This is a genomic window from Corynebacterium sp. HMSC063G05 (assembly GCF_001810555.1).
In the GTDB taxonomy this organism is placed as follows: Bacteria; Actinomycetota; Actinomycetes; order Mycobacteriales; family Mycobacteriaceae; genus Corynebacterium; species Corynebacterium jeikeium_D.
In genome coordinates, this window is the sequence record NZ_KV801865.1 from 198,130 (window position 1) to 220,939 (window position 22,810).

The 22,810-nt window shown below is 58.2% G+C and carries 20 protein-coding genes; 17 read left to right on the top strand and 3 right to left on the bottom strand.

Annotated features, from left to right (window positions below; genetic code table 11):
• The first annotated feature begins 19 nt into the window (after positions 1-19).
• Together HMPREF2751_RS10145 and HMPREF2751_RS10150 are read left to right on the top strand one after the other, a co-directional pair.
• Positions 20-1,177 (top strand): mannose-1-phosphate guanylyltransferase, encoded by a 1,158-nt coding sequence (locus tag HMPREF2751_RS10145; protein WP_048731655.1) that lies wholly within the window; start codon positions 20-22, stop codon positions 1,175-1,177.
• Positions 1,178-1,497: 320 nt separating this feature from the next.
• Positions 1,498-1,866 (top strand): WhiB family transcriptional regulator, encoded by a 369-nt coding sequence (locus HMPREF2751_RS10150; RefSeq protein WP_005510060.1) that lies wholly within the window; start codon positions 1,498-1,500, stop codon positions 1,864-1,866.
• Between the two features lie 371 nt (positions 1,867-2,237).
• On the opposite strand, the gene HMPREF2751_RS10155 is transcribed toward HMPREF2751_RS10150, so the two are convergent.
• On the bottom strand, positions 2,238-2,720 hold the full coding sequence (locus HMPREF2751_RS10155; protein WP_070595960.1) for a metallopeptidase family protein: 483 nt from the start codon (positions 2,718-2,720) through the stop codon (positions 2,238-2,240).
• Between the two features lie 172 nt (positions 2,721-2,892).
• On the opposite strand from HMPREF2751_RS10155, the gene HMPREF2751_RS10160 reads away from it, so the two are divergent.
• From HMPREF2751_RS10160 to manA, 4 genes are all read left to right on the top strand, one after another.
• The gene (locus tag HMPREF2751_RS10160; protein WP_005509890.1) at positions 2,893-3,300 is read left to right on the top strand and encodes a DUF3499 domain-containing protein; all 408 of its coding nucleotides are present in this window, start codon (positions 2,893-2,895) and stop codon (positions 3,298-3,300) included.
• Between the two features lie 116 nt (positions 3,301-3,416).
• Positions 3,417-4,796, top strand: coding sequence for a phosphomannomutase/phosphoglucomutase (locus HMPREF2751_RS10165; protein WP_083304444.1), 1,380 nt, complete (start codon positions 3,417-3,419; stop codon positions 4,794-4,796).
• Between the two features lie 38 nt (positions 4,797-4,834).
• The gene (locus HMPREF2751_RS10170; RefSeq protein WP_049172792.1) at positions 4,835-5,851 is read left to right on the top strand and encodes a hypothetical protein; all 1,017 of its coding nucleotides are present in this window, start codon (positions 4,835-4,837) and stop codon (positions 5,849-5,851) included.
• 86 nt (positions 5,852-5,937) lie between these two features.
• On the top strand, positions 5,938-7,140 hold the full coding sequence (gene manA, locus HMPREF2751_RS10175; protein WP_049172794.1) for a mannose-6-phosphate isomerase, class I: 1,203 nt from the start codon (positions 5,938-5,940) through the stop codon (positions 7,138-7,140).
• Here the strand turns inward: manA and HMPREF2751_RS10180 are convergent.
• The gene (locus tag HMPREF2751_RS10180; protein WP_069359452.1) at positions 7,137-7,895 is read right to left on the bottom strand and encodes a hypothetical protein; all 759 of its coding nucleotides are present in this window, start codon (positions 7,893-7,895) and stop codon (positions 7,137-7,139) included. The two genes, manA and HMPREF2751_RS10180, sit on opposite strands and share 4 nt — an antisense overlap.
• A gap of 350 nt (positions 7,896-8,245) precedes the next feature.
• On the opposite strand from HMPREF2751_RS10180, the gene HMPREF2751_RS10185 reads away from it, so the two are divergent.
• The 8 genes from HMPREF2751_RS10185 (at position 8,246) to secA (ending at position 19,577) form a co-directional block, all read left to right on the top strand.
• Positions 8,246-8,620, top strand: a complete 375-nt coding sequence (locus HMPREF2751_RS10185) for a DUF4259 domain-containing protein (protein ID WP_038627901.1) — start codon at positions 8,246-8,248, stop codon at positions 8,618-8,620.
• 67 nt (positions 8,621-8,687) lie between these two features.
• The gene (gene ahcY, locus HMPREF2751_RS10190; protein ID WP_069359453.1) at positions 8,688-10,142 is read left to right on the top strand and encodes an adenosylhomocysteinase; all 1,455 of its coding nucleotides are present in this window, start codon (positions 8,688-8,690) and stop codon (positions 10,140-10,142) included.
• 45 nt (positions 10,143-10,187) lie between these two features.
• Entirely contained in the window at positions 10,188-10,817 is a 630-nt protein-coding gene (locus tag HMPREF2751_RS10195) for a dTMP kinase (RefSeq protein WP_069359479.1), read from the top strand.
• 54 nt (positions 10,818-10,871) lie between these two features.
• Entirely contained in the window at positions 10,872-11,546 is a 675-nt protein-coding gene (gene mtrA / locus HMPREF2751_RS10200) for an MtrAB system response regulator MtrA (RefSeq protein ID WP_048731669.1), read from the top strand.
• A 78-nt stretch (positions 11,547-11,624) separates the two neighbouring features.
• Positions 11,625-13,298 (top strand): MtrAB system histidine kinase MtrB, encoded by a 1,674-nt coding sequence (gene mtrB / locus HMPREF2751_RS10205; RefSeq protein WP_070595961.1) that lies wholly within the window; start codon positions 11,625-11,627, stop codon positions 13,296-13,298.
• Positions 13,299-15,140 carry an LpqB family beta-propeller domain-containing protein gene (locus tag HMPREF2751_RS10210; protein WP_049193303.1) on the top strand — a complete coding sequence of 614 codons (1,842 nt, stop codon included), beginning with the start codon at positions 13,299-13,301 and terminating at the stop codon, positions 15,138-15,140.
• Positions 15,141-16,053: 913 nt separating this feature from the next.
• Positions 16,054-16,713: a ribosome hibernation-promoting factor, HPF/YfiA family gene (gene hpf, locus HMPREF2751_RS10220; protein WP_016422210.1), complete on the top strand. Its 660-nt coding sequence runs from the start codon at positions 16,054-16,056 to the stop codon at positions 16,711-16,713.
• A gap of 161 nt (positions 16,714-16,874) precedes the next feature.
• Positions 16,875-19,577, top strand: coding sequence for a preprotein translocase subunit SecA (secA, locus tag HMPREF2751_RS10225; RefSeq protein WP_049193304.1), 2,703 nt, complete (start codon positions 16,875-16,877; stop codon positions 19,575-19,577).
• Between the two features lie 3 nt (positions 19,578-19,580).
• Here the strand turns inward: secA and HMPREF2751_RS10230 are convergent, their stop codons facing one another.
• Entirely contained in the window at positions 19,581-20,204 is a 624-nt protein-coding gene (locus HMPREF2751_RS10230) for a hypothetical protein (protein WP_070595962.1), read from the bottom strand.
• Between the two features lie 287 nt (positions 20,205-20,491).
• Between HMPREF2751_RS10230 and HMPREF2751_RS10235 the strand changes: the two genes are divergently transcribed.
• The 3 genes from HMPREF2751_RS10235 (at position 20,492) to HMPREF2751_RS10245 (ending at position 22,787) form a co-directional block, all read left to right on the top strand.
• Positions 20,492-20,902 (top strand): HAD-IA family hydrolase, encoded by a 411-nt coding sequence (locus HMPREF2751_RS10235; RefSeq protein ID WP_070595963.1) that lies wholly within the window; start codon positions 20,492-20,494, stop codon positions 20,900-20,902.
• Positions 20,902-21,393: a DUF6912 family protein gene (locus tag HMPREF2751_RS10240; RefSeq protein ID WP_049172814.1), complete on the top strand. Its 492-nt coding sequence runs from the start codon at positions 20,902-20,904 to the stop codon at positions 21,391-21,393. The genes HMPREF2751_RS10235 and HMPREF2751_RS10240 overlap by 1 nt, the downstream gene beginning before the upstream one ends.
• A 329-nt stretch (positions 21,394-21,722) precedes the next feature.
• Positions 21,723-22,787 (top strand): flavin reductase family protein, encoded by a 1,065-nt coding sequence (locus HMPREF2751_RS10245; RefSeq protein ID WP_070595964.1) that lies wholly within the window; start codon positions 21,723-21,725, stop codon positions 22,785-22,787.
• Positions 22,788-22,810: the final 23 nt, after the last annotated feature.

The window sequence follows — 22,810 nt, forward strand, 5'->3', positions numbered from 1 at the left end:
GAAGAAAGTTACCGATTTCATGACTACCGAAGTTCGTCCGAGTGCTGGGCATGGCTCCGCCTTCCAGCCGGGAGCGGATGCTGCACAGCAGGCGGGAGCCACGTTGGCTGAACAGACTGACGCTGTCATTCTGGTTGGCGGGCAAGGTACGCGTTTGCGTCCCCTTACCGTGAATACGCCGAAGCCGATGCTGCCCACGGCAGGGCATCCATTCCTGGAGCATCTGCTTGGCCGCATTCGTGCAGCAGGTATGAAGCACGTGGTATTGGGCACCTCCTACCGAGCTGAAGTATTTGAAGAACACTTCGGCGACGGTTCGGATTTGGGTCTCGAAATTGAATACGTCTTTGAGGCTGAGCCGCTGGGTACCGGTGGCGGTATCCGAAACGTCCTAGACAAGCTGCGCTATGACACCGCAATGATTTTCAATGGCGATGTCCTCGGCGGTACCGACTTGCGCGCGGTGTTGGGCACCCACGCGGAGAAGGATGCGGACGTCACGATGCACCTCGTCCGTGTGCCGGATCCACGCGCGTTCGGCTGTGTTCCGACCGATGAGGATGGGCGCGTCCTGGAGTTCCTGGAGAAGACCCAGGATCCGCCGACCGATCAGATTAATGCCGGTATCTACGTGTTCCGCCGCGAGATTATCGAGTCGATTCCGGCTGGTCGCCCCATCAGCGTTGAGCGTGAAATCTTCCCAGCGCTGCTTGACCGCGGTATGAACGTCTACGGTCACGTTGATTACGCCTACTGGCGTGACATGGGGACTCCGGGTGACTTCGTCCGCGGCTCCTCCGATTTGGTCCGCGGTATCGCGCCGTCACCACTTCTAGAGGGTAAGCACGGCGAAGCGCTTGTCGACGAATCTGCGTCGGTCGGTGGCGGTGCTCTTCTCTACGGTGGCTCTGTTGTCGGCCGTGGGGCGGAGATTGGTGCGGGAGCTCGGATTGATCAATCGGTGATCTTCGACGGCGCACGCATCGGTGCCGGTGCTGTGATCGAGCGCTCTGTGATTGCCGATGGCGCCGATATCGGCCCGCGAACGGTCATCAGTGATGCCATTATCGGCGAGGGTGCCGTCGTTGGTGCTCGCTGTGAATTGATCAACGGTATCCGTGTGTGGCCGGGCGTCCAGATCCCCGATCACGGAGTACGTTTTTCGACGGATGTCTAGTCTGCAGCCTTCGGCGTGTCAGACTTTTGTCGGCAATATCTGATTAGAGTTGCCGAAGTGTCGTCAAAGTTGCTGGTGAGAGGCATGTGGCGAATGTGATTGAGTTCAGGTGGCAGGTTTAGGGTTCGGGCGCCATCCTTCAACCTGAACTTAATCCCCAACGCGGGGGGAGGGGCTTCAGGGGCAATGAAAAGTATTGGGGCAAATTCTCTATTCGGCTTGACCGATGGTGGGTTACACGTGTGTAATCACAAATGTGTGTTTCGCACACTAAGCCCAATTTAAAGACCCGCAGCAACAACCATCAGGAGGCCCTCGGCATGGAAAAGTCCAGCATGTTTGATGGCGGCTCTGCTGTGGATAGTGAGACGAATGCGGGTGACATCGCTGTGAATGATAGCTCCTCTGAAAACCAGCCTCGGCCGTTGACAGAGTGGGCAGATGACCTTTCGGGGTTGTTTGAAGCCGTCGATCAGGACTGGCAGGAGCAAGCTCTGTGTGCCCAGACCGATCCAGAAGCTTTCTTCCCTGAGAAGGGTGGATCCACTCGCGAAGCAAAGCGTATTTGTCGTGCTTGTGGTGTGCGAGATGAATGCCTGGAGTTTGCTCTCGAGCATGATGAGCGCTTCGGCATTTGGGGTGGCCTCTCTGAGCGTGAGCGCCGCCGTTTGAAGCGGCAGATTGGCTAGGGCAGCCGGGTCTGTATTTTATCCTTCGCTCGACCTCGCAGTTTCCCCTTGGGTAATACCCTGGGGGATTTTTCGGTGAACGAGTTTTTCCTGCTCTCTAGGGTTAATAGACGAAAATATGTCCGCTCAGCATGTCGCTGGGTGGGCCCTTTTGTCGCTTAGTTCTTAATGCGAGTTACTGACTGCGTTTATGACAAAAATCGCCCGAAAAATGGCCTGAAAGTGTCATAAACTCACACAGTTTCACATTTGCAGCCCATATTTACGCGTGCAGCCGGTAATTTATGGGGCCTGACCAGTTACTATCTTGAGAATCACACACTGTTTGTCTATTAACCCGGTCTCTAGGGAGCTCCTTAGGAGAAAGCTTTCTACAGGAAGTTCTCGTTGAAACTAGGGTCCACCTCAACCGGGTCAATGCCCAGATATACCGCTACCAGGCGGGTCAGTACATATTGCAGCATCTGGTCGAGTTCCACTCGGCCCGAGACACGGCGCTCAATGGGGCGGCGGAACACTACTACGCAGGGGCGGGTGGGGTTGCCTACGCGGTCAATGCCAGCGGGGATAAGCCGTCCCAGCGGTATAGGTCCGTCAGCGACAATCTCTTCCGGGAAATACATGTCCGGGCGTAACTGCATGCGAGGAATCGTGTCGATGGCGATGTCCAGGTGTGACAGTTGTCGGGACCAGCGCTGATCCAATGGGGCGTAGGCGTCAATAACCGCCTGGTCAAAAGCTTCTGAACGGCTCTTCCAGCGGGGTACCTCCGGCGGCAACAGAGGTCCCCGAGGTCCGCGACCGCGTCGCAGTGAGCGTCGCAAAGAGCGCGGAGTATAAGCCGATGAATTCATATTTGTTGAGCTTAATCGGTCGGATCGTCAACGTGGGTGAGGCCAGCTTCCGGCCATGTCGCAGGTTTACTGGGTAAGGCTGGGGTGCCCCGGGGGAGCGTCGGAAAGCGAAAAACGCCCGAGTGGGAGAAAAACTATCGAAACTTAAAGTTAGGGTCTAGACTTTGATGCCGTGAGTGTTTTTAGACGTTGTTGCCGGCCCGGCTGTGGCAAACCTGCCGTAGCTACGTTGACGTATGCCTACGCGGAGTCGACGGCTGTGGTGGGTCCGCTCGCCGCCGCGTCCGAACCGCATAGCTGGGATCTCTGTGAGAAGCACGCGCGTTCTATCACCGCACCGCTGGGGTGGGAGCTCGTGCGTTACGACGTGCCGACGCCCGCCCAGGACGATGATGATTTGACCGCACTGGCGGAAGCCGTCCGTGAAGCTGGCCGCAACGCGACTGGCCTGGTGCTGCGGGATGAGGTCGACAACCGTCCTCAGACCTACAAGATTGATTCCAGTCGTCACCCGTCGACGCGGAAATCCGCGCGCGGTCACCTGCATGTAGTTCGCGATCCGGAGGATTCGGACGACTAACGGGCCGGGCGCCGTGCCCCAGCTCATGCCATCTTGCCGCGGCATTTCTTTGTGAGAGCCTCTCTGTGGCTAGTATCATTTTTCACAAAACTGATACTTACCCAGAGAGGTTTTTCGTGGGCACTTACAATCGTTCCGATTTGGATGCTGTCATCAAGGCCTATGACGTGCGCGGTGTTGTCGGTGAGGGCATCGACGCGGACCTTGTCGGAGCCATCGGCGCCGCCTTCGGACACATCATGCGTTCAGAGGGCGCAACACGTGCCGTAGTTGGCCACGATATGCGTGAGTCCTCACCGGAGTTGGCGGCTAGTTTCGCCGACGGCGCGGCAGCGCAGGGGCTCAACGTCACCCTGCTCGGCCTGACCTCTACGGACGAGCTGTATTTCGCCTCCGGAGTAAAGGAATGCCCGGGCGCGATGTTCACTGCCAGCCACAACCCAGCTGAATACAACGGCATCAAGATGTGCCGTTCGCTCGCCCGCCCGATCGGGCAGGAGACAGGGCTTGCTCAGATTAAGGATCTGCTTGTCGACGGAATCCCGGAGTACACCGGCACTCCGGGCGAAATTGATCACGAGGATGTTCTGCAGGATTACGCGGCGTTCCTCCATGGGCTGGTCGACATCCGCTCTGGCCGTCGCCTGAAGATCGCAGTCGATGCCGGTAACGGTATGGGGGGACTGACAGTCCCGGCAGTGCTCGGGGAAGACATGGATGTTGCTGACCTCTACTTTGAGCTCGACGGCAACTTCCCGAATCACGAAGCCAACCCATTGGAGCCCGCCAACCTCGTTGACCTACAGAAGTTTACGGTGGAGCAGGGCGCAGACATCGGTATTGCCTTCGATGGCGACGCTGACCGCTGCTTCGTCGTCGACGAGAAGGGCAACCCGGTCAGCCCATCGGCCATCTGTGCGTTGGTGACCACCCGCTACCTGGAGCAGAACCCGGGCGCGGCTATCATCCATAACCTGATCACATCGCACGTCGTGCCGGAGATGATTGTGGAAAACGGCGGAACCCCGGTTCGTACCCGTGTTGGGCACTCCTTTATTAAGGCGCAAATGGCCGAGCACAGTGCTGTTTTTGGTGGCGAGCATTCAGCGCACTACTACTTCAAGGAATTCTTCAACGCAGACTCCGGCATGCTGGCTGCCATGCATGTCCTGGCCGCACTGGCCGAGCAGGATAAGCCGCTGAGTGAATTCATGGCCGAGTACAACCGCTACGAGGCCTCCGGTGAGATTAACTCCCGCCTGGGTAGTGCCGAGGAGCAGCAGGCCAAGCAGAAGGAAATCGAGGCCGCGTTTGCCGATCGCACGGAGTCCTCGGACTGGATGGATGGGCTGACCATTGAGCTGGCGGACTCCAAGGCGTGGTTCAACGTCCGGGCCTCCAATACGGAGCCGCTGCTGCGTCTGAACGTCGAGGCTCCGACGCGTGCTGAGGTCGACGCTCTTGTCGACGAAGTTCTCGGCATCATCCGCGGTTAATCAACCCCACGCGCCCGTTTTCAGGCATGCTTGGGAGTATGACCTCGTCATTCGACTCCTCCCATAACCCGCGCCAAGAGGCCCTGTTCTATCGTATGGCCACTGCCGGTGCAGGTCTCAGAGCTGCTGCTTCCGCGACTCGCGGGGGTGCGTTTGCTCAACTTTCACTGCCGCGCAGTGCGGTCATCCTCGTGGGAAATCGTCGGGCGCAGCTCGCTGCCGAATCCGTGCGCGCGCTTGCCGACGATATCCGCTGTCCGGTGGTAATTGCGCATCAGTTGCCCAGTTATGTCGGTGCCCTCGACTTGGTCATCGTCTGTGACGACAACCCCGGCAGCCCACTGGGGGCAGCTCTGGCTGAAGCTGATAGGCGAGGTGCTGCCACGGTCGTGGTGGATCCCGGTGAAGGGCCACTGCGTGCCGCCGGTAGCCCCGATACGGTTGTGGTTCCGCGCCCGGCGATGGCGGAGTCCGCGTCCTTTACCGCCTATGTCGGTGCCATCGCCAGCGCGCTCACCGAATGCGGTGCCACCACCCTGGCTCCGGCCGGGGTAGTGGAGGAAGTCGCTGATGCGGTGGACGCCGATATTGCCGCCTGTGCTCCGCAGCGAGATGAAACAGTTAACCCCGCGCGGCAGGTAGCGCAGTGGGTGGCAGGCCGCAGAATGCTTGCAGTGTCGACGACCTCGGCGCTGGCGCCGGTAGCGGAACTGGCATCGTTACAGATGCTTGAGGCAGGCGTGGTCTCGGCAGCGTCGTCGATAAGCGAATTGTCTCTTAGTGTGGGCGCGTTGCTCGCTGCAGAACCCCAGGAAAGCCGCGATATTTTCTATGACCCGTTTATTGATGGTGGGGATGAAGGGGCGACAGTGCTACCGTTGGGGGCGATTGTTTTAGCTGCGCCGAACAATGTGGGCCACTACCGGGACCACTACGGCGAGGTTGGATGGGCTCGTGTGGAGTGCCCTGCGCTCGATGCGGAGACTCATCATCCATTGGTTGAAGTATGTGTTGCTGCAGCCAGAGTTGGTGCGATTGCGGCGTTTTCTGCGTAATCGCCGGGTGTCACCGAAGGCTTTTGGGCCTTCGGTGAGATTGGCGTGCTCGCGCCAGAAGTGACTATTAGAGGAGTGATACGGGCATGGAGCTGTTGGACCCCGTGCTGCAGTCGTACCCCTGGGGGTCTCGTACACATTTGGCGAGAATCACCGGTGCGGACGCTCCCACATCGAAGCCCTGGGCGGAACTGTGGTTTGGTGCGCATGCACTGGCATCGGCCACGGTGGCCGGCACGCCGCTGGATGAGCTCATTGCGCAGGATCCGGCAGCTGCGCTCGGATATGCAATTGACACCGACAACGGCAGGCTGCCGTTCCTGTTGAAGCTGCTCGCAGCCGATGAGCCGTTATCGCTGCAGGCACACCCCACCTTGGCAGAAGCTCAGGAGGGATTTGCACGCGAAAATGCGGAGGGCATTCCGGCCACTGCACATTTCCGAAATTACCGGGACAACAACCACAAGCCGGAACTTATTGTCGCCCTGACTACCTTCGACGCGTTGGCCGGATTCCGCCCGGTGGAGCGCACGAAGGAGTTGCTCGCGACGCTGGCGGTACCGGAGCTCGACCATTACATGGGACTGCTCGATGCCGCCGATGACGAGAGTGCTCTGCGGGCATTGTTTACAACGTGGTTGACGTTGCCCCAGGATGTCCTCGATGAGCTGGTCGAGGCCGTGGCTGCCAAGTGCGCGGATTACAGTGGCGATGACGAGGAGTTCTCGCGAGTAGCCGAGACCACTTGCGAATTGGCTCGAAAGTATCCGGGGGACCCGGGAGTCCTGGGGTCGATGCTGCTTAATCGCCTTCGCTTACAGCCGGGCGAAGCCATCTACCTTGGTGCTGGACAGCTGCATGCTTACCTCAATGGCATGGGCGTGGAAATCATGGCCAACTCCGACAACGTGCTGCGCGGAGGGCTGACCTCTAAGCACGTCGATGTCGTGGAGCTACTGCGCGTGCTCTCTTTCCGACCGCTGCCAGATCCGGTGCTGCAGTCGCGGCTGACCGATGATGGCTGGAATGACTATGACGCGCCGGTGCGCGAGTTTCGCCTTCGTTCGCGGGATCTGGAGCCGGGCGAACATGTTCTGCTCGACGAAGAATCCGCCACGGTTGTGTTGTCTACAGCGGGCACGGTGGCGTTGCGTCACGACGACTCCGTGGTTGAGGTTCCCAGCGGCCATGCGGCCTGGGTTCCGGCTGTCGACGCAGTCGATATTGAGCTGACTGCGCGCCAAGACGGGGCAACCGTCTTTGTCGCGACCGTCCCGCGGGTGGGTTAGTCCTCGTCGTTATCGAAGAGATTTCCCAGGAATCCGGAGTCCTTCGGCTTTTCCGGGATTGGGGAAATCTTGCTATTGCTAGCCCCATTGCCGCCAGTGGTGTCCTTCTCCGTCGAAGGGGTCTGGTCCTTCGGAGGTGTCGGCTCCTTCGGGGATGTCGGCTCCTTCGAAGGAGTCTTCTGAGGAGTCTCGGACGGAGTTGTGGTTTGCGTACCCGACTGGGACTGCGCCTGCGATGAAGGCGGCTTCGGCTCAGCTGCTGCACCACCATCGCCTTCCGGAAGACTGTCGTTCGGCTTTTCCGAGTTATCTTCCGGTAGCAGTGGCACCGGCTTGCTGGGCGTCGGCGAAGAAACGTCGTCAGAGGTGGGCTCTGTGGTCTCCGTGGTCGTCGGAGGTGTCGATGTCGTCGACGTCGGAGTTGTCGCACTTGAGCTTGTGGAAGTCGGGGGGATGTACGCCTGCGGTGGCAGGTACGGATCCTCAACGATCTCGGTGCTCGATGACGTGGTCGGACGAGATACTAGACTGTCGTTCGTCTCAGTCAGCGAGGAATCTGAATTCGGTTCAGTGGTCTGCTGCAGCTCGGCATCACTAGGAACTGGAGGCAGTGGAGCAGAGGTCTCCATTTCCGACTGAGAGCCGGCGTTTTCCGGATTTGCACCCTTGGCGGCATTGCTATCGGAGCAGCCTACGAGCGAAGCGCTCAGGGGAAGGGCTGCAAGCAGAAGAGCTCCAAAAGCCTTCTTCACCATGGTAGGTACTCCTTTCGTGTCATGCGTGAGGTCGCCCTGTAACGAAAAAGATAACAGTTGCATTACGAGGTCTGGGAACTAACTTAACATGCCCGTTATCTTCTCTCTAGGGTGAAAATTGTGTTGAAGGGATTAAATATGTCTCTCGAACTGTAAAAGTGACGAAAAGTCGGGTAGAACTTCGGTAAGGCCACATGCGGTTTTCCGGCTAGCGGTACGTGCAGGCGACAGCTTTTAGGTCGGCGGCCAGATTACCGTGGGCTCGTCGAAAAGCGCTCTTTGGAAAGCGCTCGTCGATAGGCGAAAACTGGCTATTGGTTCGAAGCGCGAAAGGAGCGTGGCCACCTATCATGTCCATCTGGGATACTGAGATTTTTGGTAGCGATTCGGTCATTGAACTCTTCGATGAGGTTCAGGATCTCGACTCACAGGATCGTGTTGGTGCATTGATTGATGCTGGCCGCATTGGGGTGGATTCCGAAAATAGCGATGAGAAAGCATGCGCACTCGCGGCGGCTGTGATCATTGCAATTTGGAATGGTGCGCCATTTAGCGGCGGTGACATTGTGGAGGACTACAGCTTCATCCGGGAGGGAATCTCCGAGGCGCACGGCAGCGAGGAAGATGCGTTGGCTATCGCATCCGAGGTCTTCGATAGTCTTCTGGGGGAACTCAGTGAGTCTGACCAGGCGGCGCTGGAAAACTGCGTCGAAGCGGTAGAGTAACTCTCGCGTCCCCAGTAGTAATTCTTTAAGAAGAATCTCACGTCAAAGAATCTAGAGAAAGCGTTACATGTCCTCGAAGAACATTGATTTCAAGGTTGCAGACCTCTCCCTGGCTGAGGCCGGTCGTCACCAGATTCGTCTGGCTGAGCACGAGATGCCAGGTCTAATGGCGCTGCGCGAAGAGTACGCGGAGCAGCAGCCACTGGCCGGTGCCCGTATTTCCGGCTCCATTCACATGACGGTTCAAACCGCAGTGCTCATCGAGACGTTGACGGCGCTGGGCGCACAGGTCCGCTGGGCCTCGTGCAACATCTTCTCCACTCAGGATGAGGCCGCTGCGGCAGTCGTCGTTGGGCGAAACGGCACTCCGGAGGACCCGCAGGGTGTTCCGGTTTTCGCTTGGAAGGGCGAGACACTGGAAGAGTACTGGTGGTGCCTCGACCGCATCTTCGACTGGGGCGATGAAGATGCCAACATGATTCTGGACGACGGCGGCGACGCCACCATGGCTGTCATTAAGGGCATGGAATTCGAGGATGCTGGCCTGGTGCCGCCTGCAGAAGAGTCGGATTCGGATGAGTTTATTGCCTTCAAGGACATGCTTCGCGCCAGCCTGGAGAAGGATGCCGGCCGTTGGCACCGAATTGCAGAGTCGGTCAAGGGTGTCACAGAGGAGACCACCACTGGTGTCCACCGCCTCTACCACTTCGCAGAGCAGGGAGTGCTGCCATTCCCGGCCATGAACGTCAACGATGCGGTCACCAAGTCCAAGTTCGATAACAAGTACGGCACCCGTCACAGCCTTCTGGACGGCATCAACCGCGGTACCGACATGCTGGTTGGCGGCAAGAACGTACTGGTCTGTGGCTACGGTGACGTGGGTAAGGGATGCGCAGAGGCACTGGCTGGCCAGGGCGCTCGCGTTCAGGTCACCGAGGCCGACCCGATTAACGCATTGCAGGCATTGATGGACGGTTTCGACGTTGTCGCTACTGAGAGCGTCATCGCAGATGTCGACATTGTCATCACCGCCACAGGCAACAAGGACGTCATTACTTTCGAGCACATGCAGCAGATGAAGAACCACGCGCTGCTGGGCAACATCGGGCACTTCGACAACGAGATTGACATGCATAGCCTGCACCATCGCGATGATGTCCGTCGTGTGGAGATCAAGCCGCAGGTCACCGAGTACATCTTTCCGCATGCAGACGGCGAAGAGCGCTCTCTGATCGTGCTTTCCGAGGGGCGTTTGCTCAACCTGGGCAATGCCACCGGACATCCGTCCTTCGTAATGTCGAACTCCTTCGCCGACCAGACGATCGCGCAGATTGAGCTCTACTGCAACGGTGATAAGTACGACAACTCTGTCCATCGTCTGCCGAAGATTCTGGATGAGAAGGTCGCTCGCATTCACGTCGAGGCACTTGGCGGCGAGCTCACCCGGCTGTCCAAGGAACAGGCCGAATACATCGGCGTTGATGTCGAGGGCCCGTATAAGCCAGAGCACTACCGCTACTAGTTCTAAGCAAGGCTAGGCCGTAGCCATGTGTGCGAGGAGAAAAATTTGATTATCGCAGTCGAAGGAATCGACGGTGCTGGCAAGAACACGCTTGTCACAGCTGTTACCAATCAACTCCGAAGTCAAGGGCACTCCGTTTCATCGATGACCTTTCCGGCGTACCGGCAGACAATCTTCGCTGATTTCGCCGATCAAGCCTTGCACGGTCAGCTCGGCGACACTGCGGACTCCGCCTGGGCAATGGCACTCCTGTTCGCTCTGGACCGCAAAGAACGTCGTCAAGCGATTGTTGATGCAGCGCGCGAGAACGATGTTCTGATTATCGACCGCTACGTCGCGTCCAACGCGGCCTACTCCCTGGCTCGCACACAGGATTCGGCGATCGTTGAGTGGATTGAGAAGACCGAATTCGGAGATTTCCAGCTTCCGCTTCCCGACGTTCAGGTCTGTCTGGCCACGTCGGTGGGAGTGGCAGCCGACCGCGCACGCAATCGGGAAGCCGCTGATGTGCAGCGAACTAGGGATACCTACGAAAAGGACTCGGGTTTGCAGGAGCGCACGCTGGCGGCGTACCAGAAGTTCGCGGGGGGCTCGTGGCAGTCACCATGGTTGATGCTTACGGGGGATGATGGGGCGGACCGTCTTGTGGAATGGATCAGTGCACGCCTGCGCTAGCCACCTCAACCGGAAACTACAGAACTAGATAGCTTTACGTTTAGAATATGACGCATGAGCTCAAAAATCCTGGTTGTTGATGATGATCCGGCCATCGCCGAAATGCTCACGATGGTGATGGAGCGCGAGGGCTTCGACACAGTAGTAGTCGACGATGGCCTCGAAGCTGTCAAGGCAGCAGAGCGGGAGAATCCAGATTTGATTCTGCTGGATCTCATGTTGCCGGGCATGGGTGGTGTCGATGTCTGTCGCACTGTGCGAGAGACATCGGCGGTGCCGATCATCATGTTGACTGCGAAGACCGACACGGTCGATGTGGTCCTCGGCCTGGAATCCGGTGCGGATGACTATGTCACGAAGCCCTTTAAGCCGAAGGAGCTCGTGGCGCGTGTGCGCGCTCGGCTGCGTCGTCAAGAGGACAGCCCGAGTGAGACCCTCGAGGTCGGCGACCTGACTATCGACGTGCCCGGTCACGCCGTGTTCCGCGATGGCAAGGAGATTTCTCTGACCCCGTTGGAGTTTGACCTATTGCACACTCTTGCTTCCCGTCCGAAGCAGGTCTTTTCCCGTGATGAGTTGTTGGAAAAGGTCTGGGGATATCAGCACACCTCGGATACCCGACTCGTCAACGTTCACGTTCAGCGTCTGCGCTCGAAGATTGAATTGGATCCGGAAAACCCCCAGATTGTGCTGACCGTCCGCGGTGTCGGGTACAAGACGGGTGACTAATCAAGGTCAGTCAGCTTTAGTGGGAGCCGATTCTTGCGTCGATTAATAACGAAGCTTCGAGACTTCACCAACAGGGGAGTGACCTGGGCGGTTACGCTCTGGCGCACGTCTATCCAAGCGCGCATTCTGACCTCTGTGGTGGTACTGAGCGCGATGGTGATTGCGGTACTCGGTTTCGCGCTGGCGACTATTGTTACCCAGCGGCTTATCGACGCAAAGGTTACCGCTGCCGACGAGGAAATTGACCGTGCTCGCGCGGTGGTGGAGCAGGCGATTGAGAACTCTTCGTCCAACGAGCTGCAAGCTCTTCTCAACGTGGGGCGCGATGCCCTTGTGAACCGTGCAGCCGGTTCCGGTGCTGCGCCACTGACAAGTTATGAACCGCTGCTCGTGGCGCCGGTGCCACGAGGCACGGTGTTGGCTTCATCGCCGATTAAGGCCGATGTTCCAGAACGATTGCATGAAGTAGTCCGACAAGGGCAAATTGCGTATCAGGTACGCCAAGTCACTGATAACCGCGGCGATACGTACTCGGCGTTAATTATCGGTAGCCCTACTTCTACCTCGGTTGATGGGCTCGAGCTCTATCTGGTCACCTCTATGGCTGCAGAGGAATCGACTATTAAGTTGGTTCGTGGTCTCCTCGCCGGTGCGACAGTAATCATCATGGCGCTTCTCGGCGGTATTACTTGGTTCTTCTCCAATCAGGTGACGACACCAGTGCGTTCCGCCGCCCAGATTGCCCAGCGCTTTGCCGACGGCCACTTGCGCGAACGCATGGTCGTGCAGGGTGAAGATGACATGGCGCGACTGGCCATGAGCTTTAACAAGATGGCCGAATCGCTGTCGACGCAGATTAGACAGCTGGAGGAATACGGCAGTCTGCAGCGACAGTTCACCTCCGATGTCTCGCATGAGTTGAGGACGCCTCTGACCACGGTGCGTATGGCCGCCGACCTTATTGCTGACGGCGCTGAGGACCTCGATCCGGCGACTCGCCGCGCAGCTGAGCTGATGAATGAGGAGCTTGAGCGTTTTGAGATGCTTCTCAATGACCTGCTTGAGATCTCACGCCACGATGCCGGCGTTGCTGATCTGTCCGCAGAAAAGGTCGATGTCCGTCGCTGCGTGGATGCTGCCTATCAGCAGGTAACGGTCGTGGCTAAGGAGACCGGTACACCCATCCGCTTCCACCTGCCCGATGAACCGGTAATGGCAACAGTCGACTCGCGTCGTATCGAGCGCGTGCTACGCAACCTTATGGCCAACGCTGTTGACCACAGTGAGGGCAATCCGGTGGATGTCACAGTGCGGGCGAGCAATTCCGCGGTCTCGTTTACGGTCGTTGACCACGGTGTGGGGCTAAAGCCGGAACAGCAAGAGCTGGTGTTTAACCGGTTCTGGCGCGCTGACCCCTCGCGTGTCCGACGCACCGGCGGGACCGGACTTGGCTTGGCGATCGCGCGTGAGGACGCACAATTGCATGGTGGGGAACTGGAGGCATTTGGCGTGCCGACGGTCGGTAGCTGTTTCCGCCTGACTGTGCCACTGGAGCCTGATGCGAGCTTCGGTGAGCATCCGCTCGGCCTGGAAGTTCCGCCGCTGCCCGATCAGATTCCGCATCAGCAGGAAATTGGTGCACGGGAGTTGGAATCGGATTCGATTGCACCGCAAGTCAAGAGCCAGGATCAGGGTAAGGGGCAGCCGACTAGCGATAGCGAATCCCGACAGGCACGAGAGGAGGATATTTAAATGACGGCGCAGCAACAGTCAAAGGCTCGTCGCGTCCTGCGTAAGACAGTGGCGCTTAGCTCAGTGATCATTTTGGGCACGGCCGCAGGATGTACCACCATTCCGAGAAACACCAGCCCCCAGGTGCTGCGTCCGTTTGAGCCGCCCCAAGTTCGTATTGAAGTTCCTCAGCCACGACCGAATGTCAATGCAGACATTGTCCTGCGCGACTTTTTCGCCGCGGCCGCGCATCCGGTTGATGATTTTCAAGCTATGCGTGCCTTCATGACCCCGGAACTTGCGGCCAGTTGGAAACCGCAGGATAGTGCCCGCATTCTCGACGGTGTCAACCTCATCGCCCAGAGGGATGAAGGAGGATCGCGACAGTCCTTCGTTGCCCGAGGTCGCAGCGTTGGTCAATTCGGTACTGATGGTGCGTATGAGCCCCAGTCCGGTGACTATGAGGAAACCGTGGAGATGAAGCTTGGTTCGGATGGGCAGTGGCGCATTTCCTCGCTGCCCGACGGTGTTGTCATGGAGCGTCAGGCATTCCTGGAAAACAATGTGCCTCGCAATATCTATTTCCTCGATCCGGCGGGTAATCATTTGGTCACAGATCGTCGTTGGCTCTATCGTGGCGTCACCGATGGCGCGACCAATCTGTTGACGAAGCTGAAGAACGGCCCATCAGCACCACTGCGGCCGGGCGTCACCACCGTGCTCAAGCCCAATGCCTCAATTGCGGTGGAAGCAGGACCTGTGTCCAACGCGGACGGTCGCAGGGTCGAAATCACCGGATTGGGTGATGTTTCCGAGGAACTGCGTGTCATGCTCGCGGCGCAGATTATCTGGACTCTCGACTCGGCAGATTTCCGTGGTCCGTGGATCCTCATGGCCGACGGCGAACCACTAGTTGCCAGCCACGACGAGCCGTGGACGAAGGACACCGACACAATCCAGCTCTACGACCCGAATCATCTACCGGCTGATAACGCACCGTTACGGACGGTCGACCGCAGCGGTATCTACGAGATCGCTGACGGCCACGCCACACCTGTGGGACGCGGCTGGACCGCCAGCGGCAGCACCGCGGTGTTCTCCGCGGCAGTGGGCACCAACCCCAATGGCAGCGAGCTCATTGCCGCCGTGTTCCGCTCGGCCGTGGATGGTCGTGCTGGGTCGTATGACCTCGGGGAGTCCACATTGATGCTCGGCGGAATACAAGATCAGCCGGTTCCTGTGCTGACTGGCGAGAGTCTCACCCGTCCGACATGGTCTCCAGACGCCGAGGCGGTCTGGACAGTGAAGGACGGTACAACCGTCGTACGCCTGGTTCGGCAGTCGACGTCATCTCGGATTCAGCAGGAGGAGGTTGATACCTCTGAGCTCAATCACCTTCTTGACGGCGGCGCAGGCACGGGGCGCCCGAGCGCCGGTATTTCTGAATTCCGCGTCGATTCTTCAGGCACGCAGGTAGCGATGATTATCGCTGGTGAAGTCTATATCGCCACCATCGAAAGGCATGACGATAAACCGTGGAAGTTGACGCACCCGCGTGCTCTGCCGCTCCCTGAAAACGTTTCCCCGGTGTCGCTGACGTGGTCGCCGAATCAAACGGTCACGGTGGGCGGTTACAGCGGGGACACCCCGATGTGGAGCGCCTTCCCGGACGGTGCGACCAGCTCTGTTCTGCCGAAGCTCAACCTGACACCGCCAATTCCTGTGGTTACCGCGACCTCGTCGAAGCGTTACGCATTAGATGCCACCGGTGTTATGGAGCTGATCTCCAGCGAGGGGCAGCAGCAGTTCTGGCGCCAGGTTCCGGGTGCGCGTGGTCGAATGGCTCCGGTGTCTGTGGAATAAGCGCAAATCGGGGAGGGGATCAATGGCGCAGGGGAGGACATCGCAGGAATTACTGCGCGCGCTTTACGACGTCACTCGCGACGCAATCGGCCTCGTGATACCGGAAACCTGTCCGGTGTGCGGCTGCTCCGGGACGCTGTGTCGCGATTGCAAGGACGATCTTCAGCAACCTCCAGTGCGGTTTTCACCGCGGGCTGCGTTACGCGCAGCAGCGTGGACCTGCGGTCCGTACTCGGGTGCGAGGAGACATCTCATTTTGTCGGCCAAAGAACGGGGCAGTGGTGAAGCCAGACGAATCATGGGGGCCGTGTTCGCCGCTGCGGTACGAAGACTGGCCTCAGACGGCCATATAATGCCCCCGGAAATTACCCCCGTCATTTTGATTCCCGCGCCGACAAGATTGTCATCCCGTCGACAACGGGGTGGGGATCCGGTAACAGTTGCCTGCGACTTTGCCTGCAGTCAGCTCCCCTCTAGTTCGGTATTGCCCCTGGTGCGCATTGGTGGGCGCACGCGGGATTCCGCGGAGCTTGGGGCTTCTCAACGCAGACGAAACCTTTCTGGCCACATTGTGCCGCTGACGCAATTCAAGCACGGAATTAGTGACAAGCTGCGACAACGGTGTACCCAGGCGACAGTGATTCTGGTTGATGATGTGGCCACCACTGGTGCCACTGCAGCGGAAACCGAGTTGGTGGCAGCGTCATTGGGGATTCGCATCGACATGGTGTTGGTGCTCGCCCGGGCGTAGACGCAGGGGGTGTCGTCGGCAAGCGAAAAATAAACGAGGGGAACGTGGCATTGGTTACCCCCGGAACTGTATCCTGGGGGTGCAGAAAGACTCGTCACCGTAGACGCCGTGAGTAATCCCGCTCACGGAAGGGCGGTGGCCATACCGGGAGGTAGGTAGCAAGTGTCCACACCTGCTGACAACAACGAGGTACTCAGCCCGAACGCTCAGGTGACCATCACCGGGCGCAATGTTGAGGTTCCAGAGCACTTCGCAGATCGTGTTAAGGCGAAGCTGGCGAAGATTGAGCGCCTCGACCCGACTTTGACCTTCTTCCACGTGGAGCTCCAGCACGAGCCGAATCCGCGCCGTGCAGACCGCTCTGACCGTATTCAGATCACCGCTACTGGCAAGGGTCACCTGGCTCGTGCGGAAGCCAAGGAAGATAGCTTCTACGCTGCACTGGAGTCTGCTCTGGGCAAGATGGAGCGCTCCCTGCGTAAGGTGAAGGCTCGCCGCAAGATTAGCCGTTCTGGCCACCGTGCACCGATGTCCGTCGGCGAGGCAACTGCTTCGCTGGTTGCAGAGGCTGAGGCAGCGGCTCCGGAAAAGGCTGATCCGTACGAGGATCTGGTTGAGGACGTGACCCCGGGCCAGGTTGTGCGTACCAAGCAGCACTCCGCAACTCCGATGACGGTGGAAGATGCTCTGTCTGAGATGGAGCTCGTCGGTCACGACTTCTACCTCTTCGTTAACGAGGCAACCTCTCGTCCGTCCGTGGTCTACCGTCGTCACGCATACGACTACGGTCTGATTGAGCTGGCAGACGAAGACGAGAAGTAAGTCTTCACCAAAAAGAGCACGCAATACCGCGCAGAGCTGTGTATTGGTAAGTAATTGCTCACATGAGCCCGTCTTCTCTTAGAAGGGAAGGCGGGTTCGTCGTATAATCAACCGTTGCACATTAAAGTTCGACGTGAATCGGCCGGAAAGGTCCCAATTTAGTGTTTTCGCTCAGCAAGTTGCTCCGCATTGGTGAAGGCCGCGCTGTCAAGAGGCTTGGCAATATTGCAGATCAGGTCATCGCCAAGGAAGACGAGTACGCAGCTCTTTCAGACGATGAACTCCGTGCCAAGACCGAGGAGTTTAAGAAGCAGCTGGCTGACGGTGCCGATGTAGACGATTTGCTTCTGGATGCTTTCGCCACGGCGCGCGAGGCATCCTGGCGCGTGCTGGGGCAGAAGCACTACCGCGTCCAGGTTATGGGCGGTGCGGCACTGCACTTCGGCAACGTTGCCGAGATGGGTACTGGTGAAGGTAAGACCCTGACCTGTGTGCTGCCCGCATACCTCAATGCGTTGGCAGGCAAGGGCGTTCATGTCGTTACGGTTAATGACTACCTGGCTAAGCGTGACGCGGAGTGGATGGGTCGAGTCCACCGCTTCCTGGGGCTTGAGACTTCCGTGATTCTCTCTGAGCTCAGCCCGGATCAGCGCCGCAAGGCCTATGCTGCCGACATCACCTACGGCACGAACAACGAGTTCGGCTTTGACTACCTGCGCGATAACATGGCGCATTCGCTCGACGATTTGGTGCAGCGTGGGCACCACTTCGCCATCGTCGATGAGGTTGACTCGATTCTGATTGACGAGGCCCGTACTCCGTTAATCATTTCCGGTCCGGCAGATGGCGATCCGCACTGGTACCTGGCGTTCTCCAAGATTGTGCCGCGTATGAAGCGCGATATTCACTACGAAGTCGATGAGCGAAAGCGCACCATCGGTATTCGTGAAGAGGGTGTTGAATTCGTTGAGGATCAGCTGGGCATTGCCAACCTGTATGCTCCGGAAAACTCTTCGCTGGTCAGTTACCTGAACAATGCCCTGAAGGCCAAGGAGCTGTTCACCCGCGACAAGGATTACATTATCCGTAATGGTGAGATTCTCATCGTTGATGAGTTCACCGGTCGCGTGCTGGCAGGCCGTCGCTATAACGAGGGCATGCACCAGGCAATTGAGGCCAAGGAAGGGGTGGAGATTAAAAACGAGAACCAGACGCTGGCAACCGTTACGCTCCAGAACTACTTCCGCCTCTACGACAAGCTGTCCGGTATGACCGGTACGGCTGAGACTGAAGCGGCTGAGCTGCACCAGATTTACAAGCTGAATGTCATGGCGATTCCGCCGAATCGCCCGAAGCAGCGTGAGGATCTGCCCGACCTGATTTACAAGACGCAGGAGGCAAAGTTCGCCGCTGTTGTCGAAGACATCCGCGAATGCCATGAAAAGGGGCAGCCAGTTCTCGTTGGTACGACGTCAGTCGAGAAATCCGAGTACCTTTCCAAGCTCCTGCAGCGCGAAGGTATTCCTCACTCTGTGCTGAACGCTAAGCACCACGAGAAGGAAGCTGAGATTGTCGCAGTGGCGGGTCGTCTCGGAGGCGTTACCGTGGCAACTAACATGGCCGGTCGTGGTACTGACATCGTGCTGGGCGGTAACCCGGACATTATCGCTGACCTGAATCTGCGCTCTCGTGGTCTGGACCCGGTGGAAACTCCGGAAGAGTACGAAGAGGCGTGGGACGCTGAGATTGAGCGTGTTCGTCAGCAGTCGAAGGAAGAAGCTGACAAGGTACGTGAGGCCGGTGGCCTCTACGTCCTGGGTACTGAGCGTCATGAGTCACGCCGCATTGACAACCAGTTGCGTGGTCGTACCGGTCGTCAGGGTGACCCGGGCGTTACCCGCTTTTACCTGTCCATGCGCGATGATCTCATGGTTCGCTTCAACGGTCAGCGCATGGAAGCGCTGATGAACACTCTGAATGTCCCGGATGACGTTCCTATTGACTCCAAGGTTGTTTCCAACTCCATTAAGAGCGTTCAGGCTCAGGTGGAAAGCCAGAACTTCGAAATCCGTAAGAATGTTCTGAAGTATGACGAGGTTATGAACCAGCAGCGTAAGGTCATCTACGCTGAGCGCCGTCGCATCCTCGAAGGTGAGGATTTGAAGACTCAGGTCCGTGACATGCAGGACGACGTCGTCGATGCGTATGTCAACGGTGCCACCGCTGACGGTTACGTGGAGGATTGGGACCTCGACGAGCTGTGGAATGCCCTTGAGCAGCTCTACAGCCCGACGTTTACGGCGCAAGAGCTTATTGATGGCTCTGACTTCGGTACCCCAGGTGACCTCTCGGCCGATGAGCTGTCCAAGGCTCTGCACACGGACATCTCGGCCAGCTACGACCAGCTTGAGGATGCGGTCTCCGCAATTGGCGGCGACGACCAGATGCGCAACATCGAGCGCTTCACCATCCTGAACGTCATGGACCAGAAGTGGCGCGAGCACCTCTACGAGATGGACTACCTCAAGGAGGGCATTGGCTTGCGCGCCATGGCCCAGGCTGACCCGCTGGTGGAGTACCAGCGTGAGGGCTACGACATGTTCACCGCGATGATGGACGGCATCAAGGAAGAATCGGTTCGTCAGTTGTTCCTGATCCGTAAGCAGGTTATGCCCGCAGTGGAAAACGCCGAGGGGCAGGAGAACCAGGCTCCAGCTCTGCCAACGGAAGCTGCTGAGCAAAATCAGCAGATGACTTACTCCGGCCCCAGCGAGGACGGCAGTGCAGAGCAGCAGCGCGTGGATCAAGAGTCTGAGGGCAACCGAGCGCAGCGTCGGAAGGCGGCTCGCAAGCGCCGTCGCTAAGCACTAAAGCACCCGAAACGCGGTCATGGTCCATGGCCGCGTTTTTGCTGTTCCGCGGCGGAAAGTGCCCGTGAACGCGCGAACGCGCGGACCGACACGGCAACTACCCAGGAACTCGACCTTCTTGCTGTCCGCGGAAGCGCTGGCGTGAAAGGATTGCAACGCGACACCCTTGAGGCTGGTGTTTTTCGACAGCGTGAGTATCGCAGCGTGAATAATCGGGTCGATATTGATGCGACGTAGATCGTTGACTCGCCTGCGACCCGCGATGATGTCGAAGACGCGGCGAGTAATCGTGCCAAGCTCCTGTCTCAGATTCTGTTCACAGTGCTGGACGACGTGCGGTGTTTGCGGCGTCTTTTTTGCAGCAGGAGCGGCCGCGACGGGCGGTAATGCCGTCATGACAGCGGCTCCGGTGGCAGCCGAGCATCCGCTGTAGGTCGGTGCCACTTTTGCGGTTTGAGAGGCGGCGGCATTAGCTGACTGGCCGAGTTGAATTGTGTGGAGAAGCGAAAAGCCCGTTGCCGGTTCAATGGATTCCCTGCCACTGGAGCGGTGCTCAGCGGCGTGCGACAGCGCGTAAGGCATCGGTGTCTGAGATTTTGGTACGTGAGACGTTGGTGCCATGGATTAATCCCCCTAAAAACTCTCCATTGGCAAGTTCCCCCTTGCTGAAGACCATTGTCCTACAAGTGCTTTAAGTGTGCAGCTTGTGAAGGGGAATTCACGGCCGGCGTGGGGGGATTGTGGAGAAGGCGCAGTCGCGAAATGGGCTGAGTGTTTCGCTGTTAATGGTCCTATCGGTTTCCGTCAAGGCCGTTCTGGTCGTCTACAAATGGGCGTAACGAACAGCCAATTAACACGCTGAACTGGAAAAAAGGCAAACGTGCAGGTCATGCGATAAACTACAGGCCATGCGCGGAATGATTATCGATTACTGTGGTGTCCTTGACGGCACGGATGAAGACCAGGCACGTTGGCGTAATTTGCTGGTAGAGGCGCGTGCAAATGGTGTTGGCCTGGCAGTCCTGTCGAATGACCCAGGTGGCCCATCGGCGGATCCGATTCGCAAGCTCGAAGATGAGGGCCTGGTAGACGCAGTTGTGCTCTCTGGTGGAATTGGCCATGAGAAGCCTTCGGCAGAGGCTTTTAATGCAGCCGCTGCGGCTATTGAACTGCCGGCACGGGACTGCGTGTTGGTAGATGATTCGATTGAGAACATCCATGCGGCCGTCTCTAACGGCATGGTGGGAGTCTTCTATCAGCAGTTCGACCGCGCAGTGGTCGAGATTGCCGGTCTGCTGGGTCTCGAGGGCGAGTTCTAATGCGCGTCTATATCCCAGCGACTTTCTCCATGCTTGAGGCGCTTAAGGAGGATGAGCTCTTCCACGCCCGCGGTGGTTGGGGCTTTGCTGTCACTGAAGCGCTGCGCGATTTCTTTACTGAGGGCGATGATGAGGAACTGGCAGACGTAGCCTTTGATGAGGCTGCGCGTGCGTCGCTCCGTCTGCTCGATGCCGCAGAAGAGAAGTTCCCGCACCGTCGAGTGGTCATTTCCGTTGATGTGGAGGCGGAGCCGCAGTCGGATATGGGAGATGCTGTGGTTAAGGTCGGCGGCCCAATTTCGCTTGCCGACGTTGCAGCTCTCCACATTGATGTGGAAGAGGCGGAAAGCAAGGTTGAGGCTGCGATTGATGCCGTCGATAAGGCAGATCTCGGTGACGAGGATGCGGAGCTCACTGTCGGCGATGCGCTGGAGATCCCGCTGGCGTGGTACGACGTAGCTGAGCTCGGCATGGTGGTCGACTTCCTGTAGTAGCGCGTGCTCGGCGTTAAAGAAGGGGACTGGGTTTAGGAACCCAGCCCCTTTTTTGTATGGCACAAGTGTTTTCAGTGGGGGTATAAAAGACGGGATTGTTTTGTGTGGATAAGCTCCATGTCAAAGGGGGTGTTTCGCACGGGAGTGGGGGTAATGACAATTTCGCTATTTGTGTCAAAATCATTTGTTTCTCTTGACCAATAACTTACCGCTCCGTAGTCTACGTCTAAGTAACCTACGGACACGTAATAATGAATCGGGTGGGGCATGCCTACTGATGAACAGCGTTATTACTTGTTCGCCCGTGACAGTCAGGAGGGCCAAAAATGGGGCTTAAGACCAAAGTTTCCCGGGTATTCAAGCATTTATCCACGCCACTTTTGCCCGATGATTACACGCATTTGCTAAATCCGCTGTGGTCAAGTCGCGAGCTGCGCGGTCAGATTGAGGCCATCAATCCCACATCTCCTACTTCAGCAGAGTTGATAATCCGTCCGGGTTGGGGGATGCCAACAGACTTCAAGCCAGGCCAGTTCATCGGACTTGGCGTAGAGGTCAAGGGGAAATACCTGTGGCGTTCCTACTCGCTGACAAATGCGCCGCGGCCTCATGACGGGCTGCTGACTATCAACATCCGTGCGCTCAACGACGGCTACGTGTCCCAACACCTCGTCGCCAATGTCAAGCCGGGTACTGTCGTCCGCCTGGCTGCCCCGGCTGGGGATTTCCATCTTCCGGAGCCGCTCCCAGCCCGCATTGCGTTTGTTACCGCAGGCTCCGGCGTAACTCCGGTGATTTCCATGCTGCGTGATCTTTCAGCTCGCAATGCCTCAGTGGAAGTCGAGCACATTCACTCCTACCGCGGCGAGGCAGAAGCTGTGTTTGTCAATGAGCTTCGCGAGCTGGAACAGCGCAGTGCTACTAGCGCGTTGAAGTATCGCCTGCATGCCCGGAATACGGAGACGCAGCCGCGGATTGACGCTGCGGCGGTTACCGACATCATTGCTGACTTTGGAGCGCTGGCATCGTCGGCAAGCGCCTATGCCTGTGGTCCGGTTGAACTGCTGAAAAACCTTGAGCCGGAGTTTCCCGGGCTGCGGACGGAACGTTTCACCGTTGACCGCTCGGCGGCGGGGGAGATCGGCGGCACGGTGAGTTTCGGCAGCCGAGGCGATATCGGCGTAGACGGTGCAACCACCATCCTGGAGGCGGCAGAGAGCGTCGGGGTTGACCTGCCGTACGGCTGTCGGATGGGAATTTGTGCGACGTGTGTGCAGCAGCTCTCCGACGGCGCAGCACGGGACATCCGCACCGGTGCGACGTTTGTGGCGGGGGAGCGGGTCCGAACGTGCGTCTGTGCGCCGGCGGGGCACGCGCGTATCGAACTGTAAGTTCGCCCCACATCTATCTCAAC